Origin of the sequence: Nocardiopsis protaetiae (genome assembly GCF_045446735.1) — a bacterium.
Taxonomy (GTDB): Bacteria; Actinomycetota; Actinomycetes; order Streptosporangiales; family Streptosporangiaceae; genus Nocardiopsis; species Nocardiopsis protaetiae.
Genome location: NZ_JBJJBV010000270.1, coordinates 1 through 15,951 on the forward strand (window position 1 = coordinate 1; position 15,951 = coordinate 15,951).

The 15,951-nt window shown below is 71.1% G+C and carries 10 protein-coding genes and 1 pseudogene; 7 read left to right on the forward strand and 4 right to left on the reverse strand.

Annotation, left to right across the window (positions count from 1 at the left end; all coding sequences use genetic code 11):
* The 6 genes and pseudogenes from ACJOT3_RS28690 to ACJOT3_RS28715 form a co-directional block, all read left to right on the forward strand.
* A pseudogene (locus ACJOT3_RS28690) lies at nt 1-184 on the forward strand (family 2 glycosyl transferase); the annotation flags it as partial.
* A 588-nt stretch (nt 185-772) separates the two neighbouring features.
* A complete protein-coding gene (locus tag ACJOT3_RS28695; protein WP_406976247.1) occupies nt 773-1,753 on the forward strand; it encodes an ABC transporter permease in 981 nt (326 codons plus the stop codon).
* Nucleotides 1,754-1,835: 82 nt separating this feature from the next.
* Nucleotides 1,836-2,747: an ABC transporter permease gene (locus ACJOT3_RS28700; RefSeq protein ID WP_406976248.1), complete on the forward strand. Its 912-nt coding sequence runs from the start codon at nt 1,836-1,838 to the stop codon at nt 2,745-2,747.
* A gap of 13 nt (nt 2,748-2,760) precedes the next feature.
* Nucleotides 2,761-4,962, forward strand: a complete 2,202-nt coding sequence (locus ACJOT3_RS28705) for a dipeptide ABC transporter ATP-binding protein (RefSeq protein ID WP_406976249.1) — start codon at nt 2,761-2,763, stop codon at nt 4,960-4,962.
* Nucleotides 4,963-5,033: 71 nt separating this feature from the next.
* Nucleotides 5,034-6,740 (forward strand): ABC transporter family substrate-binding protein, encoded by a 1,707-nt coding sequence (locus ACJOT3_RS28710; protein ID WP_406976250.1) that lies wholly within the window; start codon nt 5,034-5,036, stop codon nt 6,738-6,740.
* Between the two features lie 304 nt (nt 6,741-7,044).
* Complete coding sequence (locus ACJOT3_RS28715) at nt 7,045-8,079, forward strand: pectate lyase family protein (protein WP_406976251.1); 1,035 nt, start codon at nt 7,045-7,047, stop codon at nt 8,077-8,079.
* A gap of 420 nt (nt 8,080-8,499) precedes the next feature.
* Here the strand turns inward: ACJOT3_RS28715 and ACJOT3_RS28720 are convergent, their stop codons facing one another.
* The 3 genes from ACJOT3_RS28720 to ACJOT3_RS28730 form a co-directional block, all read right to left on the reverse strand.
* Complete coding sequence (locus ACJOT3_RS28720; RefSeq protein WP_406976252.1) at nt 8,500-9,282, reverse strand: hypothetical protein; 783 nt, start codon at nt 9,280-9,282, stop codon at nt 8,500-8,502.
* A gap of 646 nt (nt 9,283-9,928) precedes the next feature.
* The gene (locus ACJOT3_RS28725) at nt 9,929-10,777 is read right to left on the reverse strand and encodes a type IV toxin-antitoxin system AbiEi family antitoxin (RefSeq protein WP_406976253.1); all 849 of its coding nucleotides are present in this window, start codon (nt 10,775-10,777) and stop codon (nt 9,929-9,931) included.
* A 274-nt stretch (nt 10,778-11,051) separates the two neighbouring features.
* Nucleotides 11,052-12,125: a VldE C-terminal domain-containing protein gene (locus ACJOT3_RS28730; RefSeq protein WP_406976254.1), complete on the reverse strand. Its 1,074-nt coding sequence runs from the start codon at nt 12,123-12,125 to the stop codon at nt 11,052-11,054.
* Nucleotides 12,126-12,499: 374 nt separating this feature from the next.
* Here ACJOT3_RS28730 and ACJOT3_RS28735 point away from each other — a divergent pair, with 374 nt between their 5' ends.
* Nucleotides 12,500-13,471: a hypothetical protein gene (locus ACJOT3_RS28735; protein ID WP_406976255.1), complete on the forward strand. Its 972-nt coding sequence runs from the start codon at nt 12,500-12,502 to the stop codon at nt 13,469-13,471.
* On the opposite strand, the gene ACJOT3_RS28740 is transcribed toward ACJOT3_RS28735, so the two are convergent.
* The gene (locus ACJOT3_RS28740) at nt 13,452-15,869 is read right to left on the reverse strand and encodes a glycosyltransferase family 4 protein (RefSeq protein WP_406976256.1); all 2,418 of its coding nucleotides are present in this window, start codon (nt 15,867-15,869) and stop codon (nt 13,452-13,454) included. The genes ACJOT3_RS28735 and ACJOT3_RS28740 overlap by 20 nt on opposite strands.
* Nucleotides 15,870-15,951 lie beyond the last annotated feature (82 nt).

A 15,951-nucleotide genomic window follows, 5' to 3' on the forward strand; every position in this document is an offset into this window, starting at 1 on the left:
GCTGGGCATCGCGGGCGACGCCGCCCGCGGCCTGGGGGCCTGGTGGGGGATGGCGCGGTCGCGCAGCATCGCCCCGCTGCTGCCCCGGGTGCGCCGGCCGGGCGCGGCGGTGGCGGAGACGGCCCGGGCGCCGGGCCCCGAACGCGTTGAGGACGACTCACGCATCCTCGTTAGCCCTGGTTAAGTCACCTCACGCTGGGTGATACCCGCAGGCGGGCACGCCCGGTTCCATTCGGCGGGGCCGGGCCCTCCCGGGGGAGTCCCGGGGCCGATCCGGGACACCGACCCGGCCGGTCCGGGGACGGGTTTCCCGCGGATGACGATCGACCGCCTTTTGGTCACATGATTGCCTGATTTGTCGGTTTTCATGTAAACGTTGATGACCATCGCCCCGTCGGGCGGGCGCGTCTTCGCAGTTCAAAGGGCTTTTGTGGCTGTCGGTGACGCTGTCGTCTCATACTGTGCAAACATTGACAAATCGACAGCAGTTTGCCGGGCAAAAGCGCTCCGTTGTCTTTTCTTGATGCACTGGTTACCGTCGAGTGTCTAGCGATGCTCCAGACTCTTGACATTCCGGTCACTGAACGTGAATCGGACGCAATAGTGTTTCGGCAGTCACCGGGAGTGACCCCCACCGGTGGTAGTGGGATCAAGGACGCTTAACAGGCCACCAGCCGCACGGGCTCCGACCGCACTCCACCGGTGCTCTTGGCTACGCCGCCCTGTCAGCAGACCGCCGCGCCGGGCTCGGCTGTGAGGTTCGGAGAGAGTTTTGGGCAAGTTCCTGGTCAGACGACTGTTGAACTACGTCGTACTGATCTTCCTCGCGACGAGTTTCGCGTACCTGCTCGCCGCCACCAACCTGTACCCACGCGGCTACTTCGAGCAGATGCAGCCGCCGCCCACCGACGACGTCATCAACGCCCAGCTCGACACCCTCAACCTGAACGACCAGACACCCCTGGTCCAGCGGTACGCCACCTGGCTGAGCGGAGTGGTCCAGGGCGACTTCGGCAAGACCATCCAGGGCCGCGACGTCACCCCCCAGATCTGGCTCAAGGCCGGCGTCACCCTGCGCCTGATCACCGTCGCCACCATCCTGGGCAGCGCCCTGGGCATCGCCATCGGCGCCTACGCGGCCGTACGCCAGTACCGCTGGTTCGACAAGGCCGCGACCTTCGCCTCGTTCGCCGTGCTCGCCGTCCCCACCGTCGTCATCGCGCTCAGCGTCCAGGTGGGCGCCACCGAGATCAACAAGGCGCTCGGCTTCCAGCTCTTCCTGTTCTCCGGCGAGTACTCGGCGGGCTTCCAAGGCAACGCGTGGGAACTCCTCCTCAACCGAATACACCACGCGATCCTGCCGACCTTCGTGCTCGCCGTCGCGCTCTTCGCGGCCTTCGCCCGCTACCAGCGCAACATGATGCTGGACGTGCTCGGCTCGGACTTCGTGCGCACCGCCATGGCCAAGGGACTCACCCGGCGCAAGGCGCTCTTCAAGCACGCCCTGCGCACCGCGCTGATCCCCACCATCACCTACTTCACCTTCACCTTCGGCCTGATGGTCTCCGGCGCGACCTTCACCGAGAAGATCTACGGCTGGCACGGCATGGGCGCCTGGCTCATCGACGCCATCTTCCAGCAGGACGTCCACGTCGTCGCCGCCGTCTCCTGCTTCATGGCCGTGACCATCATGGTGGCGTCCTTCCTCTCGGACATCCTCTACGCCTGGCTCGACCCGAGAGTGCGGGTGTGACAGTGACACGGAACCGCGCGTCCGCGCACACCACCCCGCCCCTCCCGTCCACCTCCGCGGCCGTCCAGCTGGAGACCTCGTCATGAGCACGACCACCACGGGCACCGAACCCGTCAAGGCGCCCACCGTGCCGCCGGCACCCAACCGGCTCAAAGGCCTGATCCGCCAACTCCTGGGCACCCCCCGGGTGATCATCGGCCTGTCCCTGCTCGCCCTGCTCGCCCTCTTCGCGTTCGTCGGCCCGGCCGTCACCGGCTGGGAGGTCGGCCAGCGCGACTACACCGCGCTGCTGTCCGGGCCCTCGGCCGAGCACTGGATGGGCACCAACAAGACCGGCCAGGACGTCTTCACCCAGACCACCGCCGGCCTCCAGAAGTCCCTGCTCATCGGCCTGCTGGTCGCCCTGCTGTCCACCGGCATCGCCGCCCTGGTCGGCGCGTTCGCCGGCTACTTCGGCGGCGTCACCGACCGCGCCCTGATGTGGATCGCCGACCTCGCCCTGGTCCTGCCCAGCTTCGTCATCCTGGCCATCCTGTCCAAGCACTTCGGGCAGGGCGGCGGCTGGATCGTCCTGGTGATCCTGCTGGCCGCGTTCAGCTGGATGGTCACCTCCAAGATGATCCGCGGCATGACCATCTCCCTGCGGGAACGGGAGTACATCCACGCCGCCCGGTTCATGGGCGTCCCCCCGCGCAAGATCATCCTCCGGCACATCCTGCCCAACATGTCGTCGCTCCTCATCGCGGACGCCACCATCGCGGTCAGCACCGCGATCATCGGCGAGACCTCGCTGAGCTACTTCGGCTTCGGCGTCCAGCCACCCGACATCAGCCTCGGCGTGGTGATCGCCGAGGGCTCCAAGTTCGCCAACACCAGCTGGTGGATCTTCGCGTTCCCCACGGTGCTCCTGGTGATCCTGGTGCTCGCGGTGAACATGATCGGGGACGGGCTGCGTGACGCCCTGGACCCGCAGTCCAAGTCGCGCCGGTCCTAGGGGGGAAGCACACATGAGCGCACAGACCATCGAGAACACCGAGGCCACCCCGGGACGACCCGGCGACGAGACCCCGGTGCTGGAGGTCAAAGACCTCACCGTCACCTTCCGCGGCTTCAGCGGCAACCCCGACGTGAACGCCGTCCGCGGCGTCAGCTACGCGGTCCGCCGCGGCGAGGTCCTCGGCATCGTCGGCGAGTCCGGCTCGGGCAAGTCCGTCTCCTCCATGGCCGCCATGGGCCTGCTGCCCGACCACGCCGTCATCACCGGCTCCGTCAAACTGCACGGCGAGGAGATCCTCGGCCTGAACGACCGCGAGATGGCCACCCGCCGCGGCAAGGTCATCTCCATGGTGTTCCAGGACCCCCTCTCGGGCCTGACCCCCGTCTACACCGTCGGCGACCAGCTCGCCGAAGCCGTCCTGGTCCACAACCCCAGGGCGTCCAAGGACGAGGCCCGCAAACGCGCCATCCACCTGCTGGACCTGGTCGGCATCCCCAACCCCGAAGGCCGCTACCGCTCGTTCCCGCACGAGTTCTCCGGCGGCATGCGCCAGCGCGTTATGATCGCCATGGCGATGGCCAACGACCCCGACGTCATCATCTGCGACGAACCCACCACCGCCCTGGACGTCACCATCCAGGCGCAGATCCTCGACCTGCTGCGCACCGCCCGCGAGGAGACCGGCGCCGCGATCGTCATGATCACCCACGACCTCGGCGTCGTCGCCGGGTTCGTCGACCGGATGCTCGTCATGTACGCGGGCCGCCCCGTCGAGATGGGCACCGTCGACGAGATCTACTACGGCAGCCGCATGCCCTACACCATGGGCCTGCTCGGCGCCGTGCCCCGCATGGACCTGGAACGCCAGGGCGCCCTCGTCCCCATCAAGGGCACCCCGCCCTCGCTCACCGCCCTGCCGCCCGGCTGCCCCTTCGCACCGCGCTGCCCCATCGCCGAACCCGAATGCTCCCTGGCCGAACCCGACCTGCTCCCGGTGGGCGACCAGCCCACCAAGACACAGATCCGGGCCGCCCAGGAAGCAGGCGCCCCCGCCGAGGCCACCGCCGTCGCCGACACCGGCGTCCAGCGGGTCGCCTGCATCCGCTCCGGCGAGATCGCCGACAACGACTGGACCGCCCAGGACATCTACCCCATCCCGGAGATCCCCGAGGTCCCCGCCGCCGCCGTGCGCCGCGAGGACCGCACCGAGATGCTCCGGGTCGAGTCGCTCATCAAACACCACCCGCTCACCAAGGGCGCCGTGTTCAAGCGCCGCGTCGGCACCGTCTACGCGGTCGACGGCATCGACTTCGACATCCGCGAAGGCGAGACCCTCGCCCTCGTCGGCGAATCAGGCTGCGGCAAGTCCACCACCCTCATGGAGATCATGGGGCTGGAGAAGCCCCAGGGCGGCACCGTCACCGTCCTGGGCCACGAGACCTCCAAGATCGGCGGCGCCGACCGGTTCGCGCTCCGCCGCGACATGCAGATCGTGTTCCAGGACCCGATGAGCTCGCTCGACCCGCGCATGCCGGTCTTCGACATCATCGCCGAACCGCTGCGCACCCACCGCTACACCGAGGCCGACACCACCGCCCGCGTCTACGAGCTCCTGGAACTGGTCGGCCTCAACCCCGAGCACGCCACCCGCTACCCCGCCGAGTTCTCCGGCGGCCAGCGCCAGCGCATCGGCATCGCCCGCGCCCTGGCCCTGGAACCCAAACTCCTCGTGCTCGACGAGCCCGTGTCCGCCCTGGACGTGTCCATCCAGGCCGGCGTGGTCAACCTCCTGGAGGAACTCCAGGCCCGACTCGGCCTGTCCTACCTCTTCGTCGCCCACGACCTGTCCGTGGTCCGGCACATCGCCGACCGCGTGGCCGTCATGTACCTGGGCCGCATCGTCGAGATCGGCGACACCGACTCGGTGTACACCCGGCCCGCACACCCCTACACCCAGGCGCTGCTGTCCGCGATCCCCATCCCCGACCCGGAGAAGGAACGCGCCCGCACGCACATCGTCTTGGACGGAGACCTGCCCAGCCCCGCCAACCCGCCGTCGGGCTGCAGGTTCCGGACCAGGTGCCAGAAGTTCATCACCCTCTCCGAACCCGAACAGGAGCGGTGCATGAGCGTCGAGCCGGCCCTGGAAGCCACCAACGGTGGCGACCAGGCGGCCGCCTGCCACTTCGCGGAGCGGCAGTCGGTCCTTTGACCCGGCCCGACACGGCACGGGCCGGCGCCGCCCCGCGCGCCGGCCTACCCATCCCCATAGGAGGAATCCCCATGCGAATCGGGAAGGCGCGTTATCTCGCCCCCGTCGCGGCACTGGTCGTCATGGCCAGCGCGTGCAGCAACGACGGACCGACCGAGGACCCCCAGGAGGAGGTGGCCTCCCTGGAGGCCAGCGACCTCAACCCGGCGGCCCGTGAGGACCTGCAGGAGGGCGGCCAGTTCGTCTGGGCCCTCAGCGAGTACGAGGACCAGTACAACATGGTCCACGTCCAGGGCAACAAGGGCGACGTCCGCCGCGTCATGGGCGGCCTGATGCCCTCCATCACGCGCTTCCAGCCCGACGGCACCTACGAGCCGCGCAAGGAGTACGTGCTCGAATACGGCGTGAGCGAGGACGGCCTGACCGTCGACTTCACGCTCAACCCGGACGCCACCTGGTCCAACGGCGAGCCCGTCACCTCCGCCGACTACGGCGCCATGGTCGCCACCATCAACGGTGAGACCGACGGCGAGTTCGAGGTCGGCTCCGACACCGGCTACAAGTTCATCGACGAGTTCGTCGAGGGCGACGACGAGTTCTCCTTCAGCCTGGAGTTCTCCGAGCCGTACGCCGACTGGCCCTCCCTGTTCGACATCGTGTACCCCAAGGAGTACATGGAGGACGAGGAGCTGTTCGCCGAGGGCTACACCGAGGGCGAGGAGTTCGTCACCGCCGGCCCGTTCGCGAACCCCGAGTTCGACGAGGTCACCCAGCGCATCACCGTCACCCGCAACGAGGACTGGTGGGGCGAGCCCGCGCTGCTCGACAAGATCATCTACACGAACGTGGCGATCGACGGCCAGGCCACCGCGTTCAACAACGGTGAGATCGACGGCTTCTACCTCGGCTACGACGCCGCCGGCTACCAGCTCCTGGAGGGCAAGGAGGGCGCGTACTTCACCCGCGCCGTCAACAACGGCCACCGCTTCGTCTCGGTGAACGCCGGCAGCGAGATCCTGTCGGACAAGAACGTCCGCCACGCCCTCGCCATGGGCATCAACCGCGACACCCTCGCCGAGGTCGCCCTGGGCCCGGTCAACTGGCCCATCACCGGTGAGGTCAACCGCCTCCTGCGCTCCAGCCAGCACGGCTACCAGGACAACAGCGGCGAGCTGGGCGAGTACAACCCGGAGCGGGCCGGCGAGCTCCTCGACGAGGCGGGCTGGACCCTGGAAGAGGGCGCCCAGTTCCGCACCAACGCCGACGGCGACACCCTGACCCTCAGCTACGTCGCCTCCGACGACATGCAGCTGGCCAAGGACGAGGCCGACATCACCCGCGAGATGCTCGCGGAGATCGGCATCGAGGTCAAGGTCCAGCACGTGCCGGGCAACGCCCTGTTCTCCGACTACATCATCCCGGGCAACTACGAGCTGGCGGCCTTCGTGCTCACCGGCTCCAACCCGTACGCCAGCGACAACGCCGGCAACTTCGGCGGCCCGTTCGACGAGGCGGGCGAGGACTGGGGCAACAACACCAGCTTCCACTCCACCCCGGAGATCAACGAGCTCTTCGACGAGCTCGGCCAGGAGACCGACATCGATCGGTACGCCGAGCTGGCCAACCAGATCGACGCCGCCATCTGGGAGGAGGTGCTGACCATCCCCATGTTCGAGCGCCCCGGCCAGTACGTCCTCAAGGACGACCTCCACAACTGGGGTGAGTACGGCCTCGCCGGCGACTACGTCTACGAGAACATCGGCTGGGCCAAGGAGTAACCCTCCCCCGGTCGTGGGACGCGGCCACCGGCGGCCCTGACCCGCAGCCGGTGAACGTCCTCCGGGCGCCGACCCCCTCACAGGGGTCGGCGCCCCTTGTGCGTTCCCGTGCGTTCCCACGCGCGCCCCCGACCCCACGGTGCCCCCGGAACCCGCGGCGCTCCCGGCTCCCGTTGCGCCCCCGGGCCCGGGCCGCCCGGGCCGGGCCCGCAACGGCCGGGTTGGGACCGAGGTCCGTGCTGTGGCAAGGTGTGGCTCAACCCCCTCGGTCCCCCCGACCGCCCCGCTCGCTGGAAAGCACCCCATGACCGCACGTTCGCTCCTCACCGCCGCGACGGCCCTGGCGCTCGGCGCCGCCCTGGCCGCCTGCTCCGGCGGGGAGGACCCCGCCCCCGCACCCGAACCCGCCCAGGCCGGAGTCGACTCCCCGGCGCCCGACGCGGGCGACGAGAGCGCGAGCCCCTCCGGCCCGGCCCCCGGGGCGGACACCCCCGTCGGCTGGGCAGCCCAGCCCCTGGAACGGGACGGCGAGGAGTTCCCCGCGGTCACCGGCGGGGCCGCCGGAGAGACCGTCACCGCCACCGACGCCGACCGGCTCACCGAACACCTCGCCGCCCCCGAACCCCTCGTCATCGAGGTCTCCGGCGACATCGACCTGGACGGCACCGTCGAGATCACCTCCGACAAGACCCTCACCGCCGCCCCCGACCAGGCCGCCGAACTCACCGGCGGACGCCTGGTCGTCGACGGGGCCGCCAACGTCATCATCAGCGGCCTCACCCTGGACACCGCCGACACCGCCGTGTCGGTGCGCGGCGGCGCCCACCACGTGTGGATCGACGGCAACACCCTGCGCGACGGCGGCGGCGAACCCCTCATCACCGTCACCGACGGCGCCGACCACGTCACCGTCTCCCACAACCACTTCCGCGACGCCCAGGCCGCCCTGAGCATCGGCGGCAAGGAAGAAACACCGGGCACCCTGCGGGTCAGCGTCCACCACAACCTCTTCAACGGCACCGACACCCGCAGCCCCCGCGTCCGCGGCGGCACCGTCCACGTGTTCAACAACCTGTACCGCGGCGACGCCGAGTACGGCGTGGAATCGGGGTACGGCGCCGCCGTCCTGGTGGAAGGCAACTACTTCGACGGCTTCGGGATCTCCGTCCGCGTCGACCCCGACGCCCCCGGCGCCACCTTCACCCGCGACAACCTCCTCGTGGACACCGCCCAGCCCGAACTCTTCGGCTCGGTCGACGACCCCCCCTACGCCTACGAACTCGACAACACCGCCGACGTCCCCGACACCGTCTCCACCACCGCCGGCGCCCCCCACTGACCCGCCCCGCCCCCGGCCGCGCACCGGCCGCCGGGCGGCGGGAACCCACGGGAGCTGGACGGACGGCGGGGACCCACGAGCGCGGGTGTCCACCACCCGCTCCGCCGGTCTCCGCCCGGCGGTGCCGCGGCGGCCCGAGGCGGCCGGGGGGCGGTCCGCGGCCGTCCGCCGCACACCGGCCATAGGGCGGTGGGAATCCACGGGTGGGTGTGTCGACCACCCGCCCCCGGCCGACGTCCGGGCGGCGGGACCCACGGGGGGTGCCCACCACCCGCTCCACCGGTCCCCGCACGGCGGCGCCGCGGCGGCGGCCCGAGGGTGGTCCGGGGCGGCGGCCGGACCCGCCGATCCACCCGTCCCCGGCCGACGGCCGGGTGCGGGGGCCCACGGAGGTCAGACGGGCGGCAGGACCCACGGGGGTCAGGCGGGCGGCGACTCGTACTCGTAGAGCTCCTCCAGGCCGTCCGGGGCGCCGTAGACCAGACGCAGCGGATCCCCGTCCGGGGAGAGCCACAGGGTGAACGGAGCCCCCTCCACCGACTCCAGGGTGTTGACCCCCGCCTCGGGGTCGTAGCCGCCCACCCACGCCGTGAACGTCCCCTCGTAGCGCAGGGCTATGCGGCCACCCGCCTCGGTGTCGAGCTCCTCCCGGGCCACCAGGTCCAGGTCGGTGGAGCTCTCGGCGATCTCGTACAACTTCGCGGAACCGAACGCCGCCGAACACAGGTACCGGTCCGCCGCGGACGGCTCCTCCGGGATCTGCAGCCCGTGCCCCGCCGTCGTGATCGGCACACCGTCGCCCAGGTCGTAGTGGTACACCTCCGGGCCGTCCGCGTAGGTGAAGGACAGCTCGAACTCCGGGTTCCGGGCCGCGTCGTAGGACGCGGAGCCCTCGCCCACCGGCCGCCCGTCCCGCAGCCGGGTGAAGGACAGCGCGTAGGAGTCGGACCGCGCCACCCGATCGGCGGCGCCCAGCACGAACGCCGCGGCGTCCTCGGGGGAGGGCCGTTCGAGCTCGGGCTCCTTGAAGACCACCTGGGCCACCCACCAGCCACTGGCGACCACGGCCAGGCACACGGCGAGGATCGCCAGGGTCATCGGCCACCCCAACCGCCCACCCGGGGCGTCGGGCTCGTTCTCGGACGCGGTGTCGGGCAACGACGACATCGACGACACGGCCTCGACCTCGATTCTGCGGTTCACGCGACCGCGCGCGGATCGCGAGGGGTACGGGGGGTCGTCGCCCGGAGTACCCGGACGACATCGCGGAGTTGTGTGCGCGCAAGGTACGACGCAGTGACGCAGTGTTCCGTTCAATGATCGCGTACACGCGATCACCACCCGTGCTCACGAACCCCAGGACCCAGTCCCCGGCCGGGGAGTCCAGGGCCTGCTCCAGGAACCCGAACGTCTCCGTCCGCGCCAGGCGGCGCAGCACCTCCTCCGAGGCGTGCTCCCACAGCAACCGGACGGCGATCCGGGCGGCCGGGACCTCCGAGAAGGAGCGGCTGGAGAACAGCTCGTACAGCTCCTCCGCCTCCAACCGCAGCACCGTCGCCTCCAGCACCTCCGAGTCCAGCAGCGCCAGCACGGCCAGGGCGCAGTCCACCTTGCCCACCGGGTCCAGGCGCGGCAGCCCGCGGCCGCAGCGCAGCAGCACATCCGCCGCGGCCACCGGGTCCAGCGTCCAGTCCGGGTCGGCGGCGGGGCCCTGCACCACCCGGTGCAGCGACCGCTCCACCCCCTCCCAGACCGGGCGGACGGGCAGCACCGCGACGACCAGCACCGCCACCAGCGACAGCACCGCCGCGTATTCGAGCAGCGCGTGTCCGCGATCCATACCGCCCCCTCACCGCAGCCGGGGCGGCCGGCGTTCGAAGCCCCGGATACGCCGGCGGACCCGCTCCGCATGATCCGGATCACAGTCCCAGCCCCGGGAGAGCAGCTCGTCGCGGATCCAGGTCAGCAACTCCCGGGTGTGGCACTGGAGCTTGTACACCGTCACCGGTATCACCTCCCAGTCCGCCGCCCGCATCAGCGTGTACCGGGCCCGGTCGCGGCGCTCCTGCCGCGTGCCCCGATGGTGCAACAGGCTGTCGTACTCCACCGCCAACCGGTACTCCGGCCACCCCAGGTCCGCGTGGAGCACCCGGCGGTGCACCCGCACCGGGCACTGCACCCGCGGCGGGGGCAGGCCCGCCTGCCGGATCACCGCCCGCAGCCACGACTCGGCCGGGGACTGGCTCAGCGGCGACGCGTACCCCACCGCCGTGCACAGCCGCTTGGCGTACACCTGAGTGAACAGGTGCCGGTACCCCGGCAGCCGCACCGGATCGACCAGCCCCCGGGCCAGAAAGGCATCGATCCGCGCGGTCGCCACCGGCACCGACGGGGCCCGCACCGTCACCTCCGCCGCAGTGCGCTCCGCCGAGGTGACGGGGATCCCCTCCACCACCACCCGGTCGGCGGGCGGCACCACCTCCCGGCGCGCCCGCACCGGCAGCCCGCGCAGCGGCGTGCCCGGCGGCACCGCCACCCGCGGCGGCAGCCGGGTGATCCGCTCCCCGGGGGCGGTCAGGTCCACCCCCCACAGGTAGGCGGCGGTCAGGTCGCACACCACCGCGTCCGGCGACAGCACCGGGACGATCGGCCGCAGCGTCCGCAGCAGCAGCTCCCGGTCGGGCGGTTCGTCCTCCACGGCACGCCGCTGCTGTTGCGCGGGCTGTTCGCCAGGGGTCCGCGGCGGCTCCCGGTCGGGTGGTTCCTGCTCGGGGGGCTCGTGCCCCCCAGCACGCCGCTGCCGCACAGGCCGCCCGCCAGGGGTCCGCGGCGGCTCACGATCGGGCGGCTCATGCCCTACGACGGGGGAACACTCGGGGTTCAAGGGGTCACCAAGGGTCATGAATCCAGGTTCACCGGCCGCCCCGGCCCGGACAAGCCCTTCCCCGAACCTGTGGATAACCTCCCGGTCGCTACCGCATGCCCCCCGGCCCCGCCGCCAGGTGGATATGGTCCACATGGTCCTGGGTCAGGTCGCCGGTGCTCTGGTGGAAGCGCCGCACCTGCATCCACGGACCCACCGGGTCCTTGGCCGAATTCCAGATGTGGTGGTCGTAGATCAGCCCCTTGACCCCCAACCGGTGGGCGTTCTGGATGATCCAGTCGATCACGCCCATCGCCGTCTGGTGCATGTTCGGGGCGGGCACGGTCCCGATGGGCGCCATCATGTAGTCCACCGCCATGCCGTAACCGTGGTCGCTGGTGGGCTCGTTGCGATACCCGCCCGCGGTCAGGTAGAACCCGCCGAACTCCGCCTGCAGGGTCTCGTGCACCTGGCACATCACCGGGTGCAGCTGCCCCAGCGACGAACAGTCCACGATCGCCCCGCCGCCGAACACCACCCGGCTCGGGTCGAACTTGTAACGCCCCTCCTGGTCCACCAGGTGCACGCTCACCACCCGGCGGGCCTGCTCCAGGTCCGTGACGTCGGCACCCGAACAGTAGATCCCGCCCGCGTCGCGCCCGCACTCGGGGAACTCCGCGATCGCGATCGCCGCAGCCGTCCCCACCTGCGTGTTCCCGTCCTCCTCGCCGTCACAGACCACATCGCCCCAGTGCCGGGAACCGTCCGCCTCCAACTCCTTCTGGCACAGGGCCCCGCGCACCTCCACCCGCACGATGTTGCCGTTGCGCCCCATGACGTTGTCACTGGCCCGGATGTCGGTCACCACCGCGTCGTTGGCCCGGGCGTACTCCTCGGCGCGCTTGCGGGCCACGTCCTCGTCGTACAGGGGCATGGGGAAACGCCCCTCCACCAGATCCTCCGCCGCGGACTCCTGCAGGGCGCTCACCGCCGCCAGCGCGGCCGCGTCCGCCGCGGTCTGCACCCGCGAACGCTGGTCCCCGGCCGCACCCACGCGCACGAACAGCAGCGTCAGAGCCAGCAGCGCCAGGGTCAACCCGAACAACAGCAGGATGTTGGCCTGCCCGTCATCACGATGACCGAGCAGGTGGCGTCGTCGAAGGGCGGGGGGCGGCGATCCCATGCTGTCGTCCCAGGGGGTGGAAGGGGGCGGGCGAGGAGGTTCGCGGTGGCACGGGGTGAACACCCGACCACGCGGGAGCCCACCGGGCGCAGCCTACCCCGAGGCCACCGCGACCGGTAGGGGAACGGGACCCCTGTGGACGGGCGCACCATGGCCGGGTGCGGACGCCGGGGTGCGCGGCACCGCGAACCGGGGAAGGGAGAGTTCGGCATCGGTTCCGTGACACACCCCGGTTTTCAGCGCGTGTGTCCGACAAAAACCGACTCCAGCGGAGAGGATGGACGCTGTCCGACACATTCCGTATCAGCAGATCCATCGCCCGGCCGGCGGTGGCCCGGTGACCAGAAGGCGAGAGTATGAATCCCCGTACTCCGATGACAGCGGCAGAACAGGACCGGTCCCTCCGTCGGATCGGGACGGCCCTCCTGGAGGCCGCCCCTCAGGACTGGATCAAACTCCGCCTCGTGTACGCGGGCCTGGTCGACTGCGAGTCCATCCACCTGGAGGCCCTGCTCCCCGACGGCCACCACGTCGGCCGCGTCCCGCCCCTGGCCCTGCTCGACGAACTCCGCGAACTGCGCGCCGGCATGGCCCGCCCCCGCACCGGCACCTGGTACACCGCCTACTACGACCTGGAACGCCCCGCCCGCTACCGGGTCCGCTACGACCACGACAACGAACCCCACTTCGACGAACCCCGCGGCAACGACAGCTACCTGCTGGACCTGGAACACTTCCCCCGCGACCGCGCCCACATGCCCGACTGGCTGCTGGAACGCCTGGAGGGCGGCCTGGTCCCCGAGACCGTGTCACCGTGGATGGCACTGGCCGCCCCCGGCGCCTCCCGCGAATCCCGCATCGACCCCGGCGACATGACCCCCGAAGAAATGATGGACACCGTCCAGGAGATCGCCGACCGCACCATCGCCGCCGTCTGGGACCCCTGGCACGAGATCGTCATCGACCACAAGGCCCTGGTCGGCGTCACCTCCACCCGGGTGGAGGTCGCCCGCCGGGACGGCCGCGAATGGGACCTGCTCCCCCCGGAGGCCACCCGGCTGCTCGGCCGACTGCGCACCGGCATGTACCAACCCGGCAAGGGCACCTGGTTCACCGCCAGGCTCACCGTCAAGGAATCCCGCGAGATCGGCGTCCACTTCGACCACGGCAACCCGCCCGGATTCGACCCCGAACCCGACCCCCGCGACTTCTACCGCGACGCCGTGCGCTTCCCCCGCACCGCCGACCACATGCCCGACTGGCTCCTGGAACGCCTCGGCCGCGCCCAGCGCATGATCCGCGCTGAGAACAACGGCAACGACCCGTTCACCGGAGCCGCCGGTTGATCGCCGACCACAGATGAACATCGGCCACGGTGACCTTCAGATCACCGTTGGCCAGCGGCGACGCCGTCACCGACCGCACGTACGGCCCGTGGTTCCAGCGCCGGGCGGTGTGCCCCAGCACACTCCCGGCGCCGATCCGGCCCAGCGCCCCGGCCGGGCCCACCAGCAACCGCACCTGCCAGGACGCCCGCAGACCATCGACGCCCGTGTACTCGGGGTGGGCGAGCAGCGGCGGCGTCCCGGTCAGCCGCCGGCCCTCGACCTCCAACGGGTACCGCTGCCCGGCGTCGGTGCCCCGCACCACCTCCACCGCAGCCTCCATTCCCTCGGGCAGGGCGTCGGTGAGCCGGAACCCGAACCGCAGCCGGTCGCCCCGCCCGGTGGCGCGCACCCGCACGTCCTCGACCTCCACAGTGGGCGCCAGCGCCGAGGTCGTCAGCCCCAACCGGTCGTTCACCGTGTAGTAGGGGCGCACCCGCGACCCCGGCCCGCGGACCGGCCGCACCTCCTGGGCCGGGTACTCGATGATCTTCTTGTAGCCGACGACCCCGGGCAGGTGGCGGCCCACGGTGCACTCGGTGCCGTTGGACAGCACCAGCCGCATCTCCCAGGTCTCGGAGTCGCCGTGGCGGCCGCGCACCACCGCCGCCGGGTCGATGACCGCGGTGAACAGCCCACCGATCGCCACCGGGGACGAGAACTCCCGCAGGGTCCGGGGCGTGTTCCGCAACCGCACCACCATACGGGCGCGGGCATCGGCCTCCTCATGCCCCAACACCCGCCCCTGCACGGTGATCAGCCCCTCGGCGGCCTCCACGTGCTCGACCTCGGCGTGGTGGGCCGACCGGCGCACATGCAGCAGCAGACCACCCTTGGCCGAACGGGTCGGGACCACCAACGACAGCTCCGGGGTCCGCTTGGGCGACAGCGGATACCCCTGCTGGTGGATCTCCACGTCCCGCACCGGCGAGATGAGATCGCCGTCGACCCGGGTCACCTCCCAGGTGTCGGCGGCCAACCGCTCCCGCGCCGGATCCACCACCACCTGCCCCCGCCAGTCCGGGGCCAGGGTGATCCGCCGCCCCGAACGCACCAGCTCGATCAGGTCGGGCGGATCGGTGAACGACAGCGTCACCAGCCCGTCACCGCCGGCACGCACCCGGCAGGCCACGGAGGGCTCGGCGCGCGGCGCCGGGACCGGAACCGGGGGAGCGACATCGGAGGCGGTCATCGGCGTCCCGGCCAGATCGGAGAACAGGCCCTCGTGCAGGCGCACCACGTTCGCCGGGTCGAACCGCTCGGAGCCGGCCAGCGCCGCCACCGACATGCGCCGCCGCAACCGGTCGTCGGACATGAGCCGGGACATGCCCTCGGCGATCCCGCTCACCGACTTGTTGGGCACCAGGAACCCGTCCTCCTCATCGCGGATGATGGAGGCGGGCCCGTGCGGGCAGTCCGTGCTCACCACCGGCAGGCCCGACCGCATCGCCTCCACGATGGTCATCCCGAACGGCTCCTCACTGGAGGTCACCGCGGCGAACGCGCCCTGCGCCCACGCCTCCTCCACGTGCGGGTGCGAGCCCATCAGCCACACCCGGTCGTGCAGCCCCAGGGAGTCGACGAGCTTGGCCAGCGCCCCGCGGCGGCCGCCGCGACCGTAGATGCGCAGCGTCCAGTCGGAGTACTCCTCGGCCAACGACGCGAACGCCTTCACCAGCAGGTCGTGCCGCTTGCTGGGGGCCAGCCTCCCGGCGGAGACGATGGTGCGGCTGTTGTGGCCGTTGGCGGTGAACGGCGGGGCCGGGACCGAGTTGGGGATGGACAGCACCCGCACCCCCGGCAGCGGCATGTTCCGCTCGTAGGTGCGGGCGTCGGCCTCGGTGACGGTCACGAAGGCGTCCAGACCCGAGTACTCCCGGGCCATGACACCCCGCAGCGACTCGGAGTGCTGCTCGTAGGTGAGGTGCTCCTGCCCGACCTTGATCACGTGGTCGGGGGCGCACCGAGCGATGACGATGTTGAGGCCGGGCCGGGTACCGACGACGACGTCGGCGTCGGTGGTGGCCAGGTACTGCTCCAGCCGGTCGTCGGTGAGCCTGCTGTGGGTGGAGCCCCGGGTGTCCTCGGGCGGGAAGAGGATGGGGGGGAGCCCGGCCCGTTCCGACCCCTCGTACAGCGGCCGACCGCCGACCCCGGTGGACCCGTCGTGCTCGCGCACGTCCACGAGCGGGAGCAGGGAGACCCCCGGGGGCATGGGCAGGGCGGGCTCGTCGCGGTGGCGGAACACCGAGACGATCTCCACGTCGTGCCGGGTCACCAGGGCCGCCGCCTGGTTGGCGACGGTGCGGATGGTGCCCCCGATGCCGTACATGTCGTTGATCAGATAGGCGATCTTCACCGGGCCCCCGTGTCCTCGGGGCCGGTCCGCGCCCCCGCACGGACCGGCCCCGCTTCTCGCTCTCCCGCACCGGATGCTCTCG

Excerpts from the sequence above, each read along its gene's own strand:
- ACJOT3_RS28710 (WP_406976250.1), top strand. The coding sequence starts at position 5,034 with ATGCGAATCGGGAAGGCGCGTTATCTCGCCCCCGTCGCGGCACTGGTC.
- ACJOT3_RS28730 (WP_406976254.1), bottom strand. The coding sequence starts at position 12,125 with ATGGGATCGCCGCCCCCCGCCCTTCGACGACGCCACCTGCTCGGTCAT.
- ACJOT3_RS28700 (WP_406976248.1), top strand. The coding sequence starts at position 1,836 with ATGAGCACGACCACCACGGGCACCGAACCCGTCAAGGCGCCCACCGTG.
- ACJOT3_RS28705 (WP_406976249.1), top strand. The coding sequence starts at position 2,761 with ATGAGCGCACAGACCATCGAGAACACCGAGGCCACCCCGGGACGACCC.
- ACJOT3_RS28715 (WP_406976251.1), top strand. The coding sequence starts at position 7,045 with ATGACCGCACGTTCGCTCCTCACCGCCGCGACGGCCCTGGCGCTCGGC.
- ACJOT3_RS28735 (WP_406976255.1), top strand. The coding sequence starts at position 12,500 with ATGACAGCGGCAGAACAGGACCGGTCCCTCCGTCGGATCGGGACGGCC.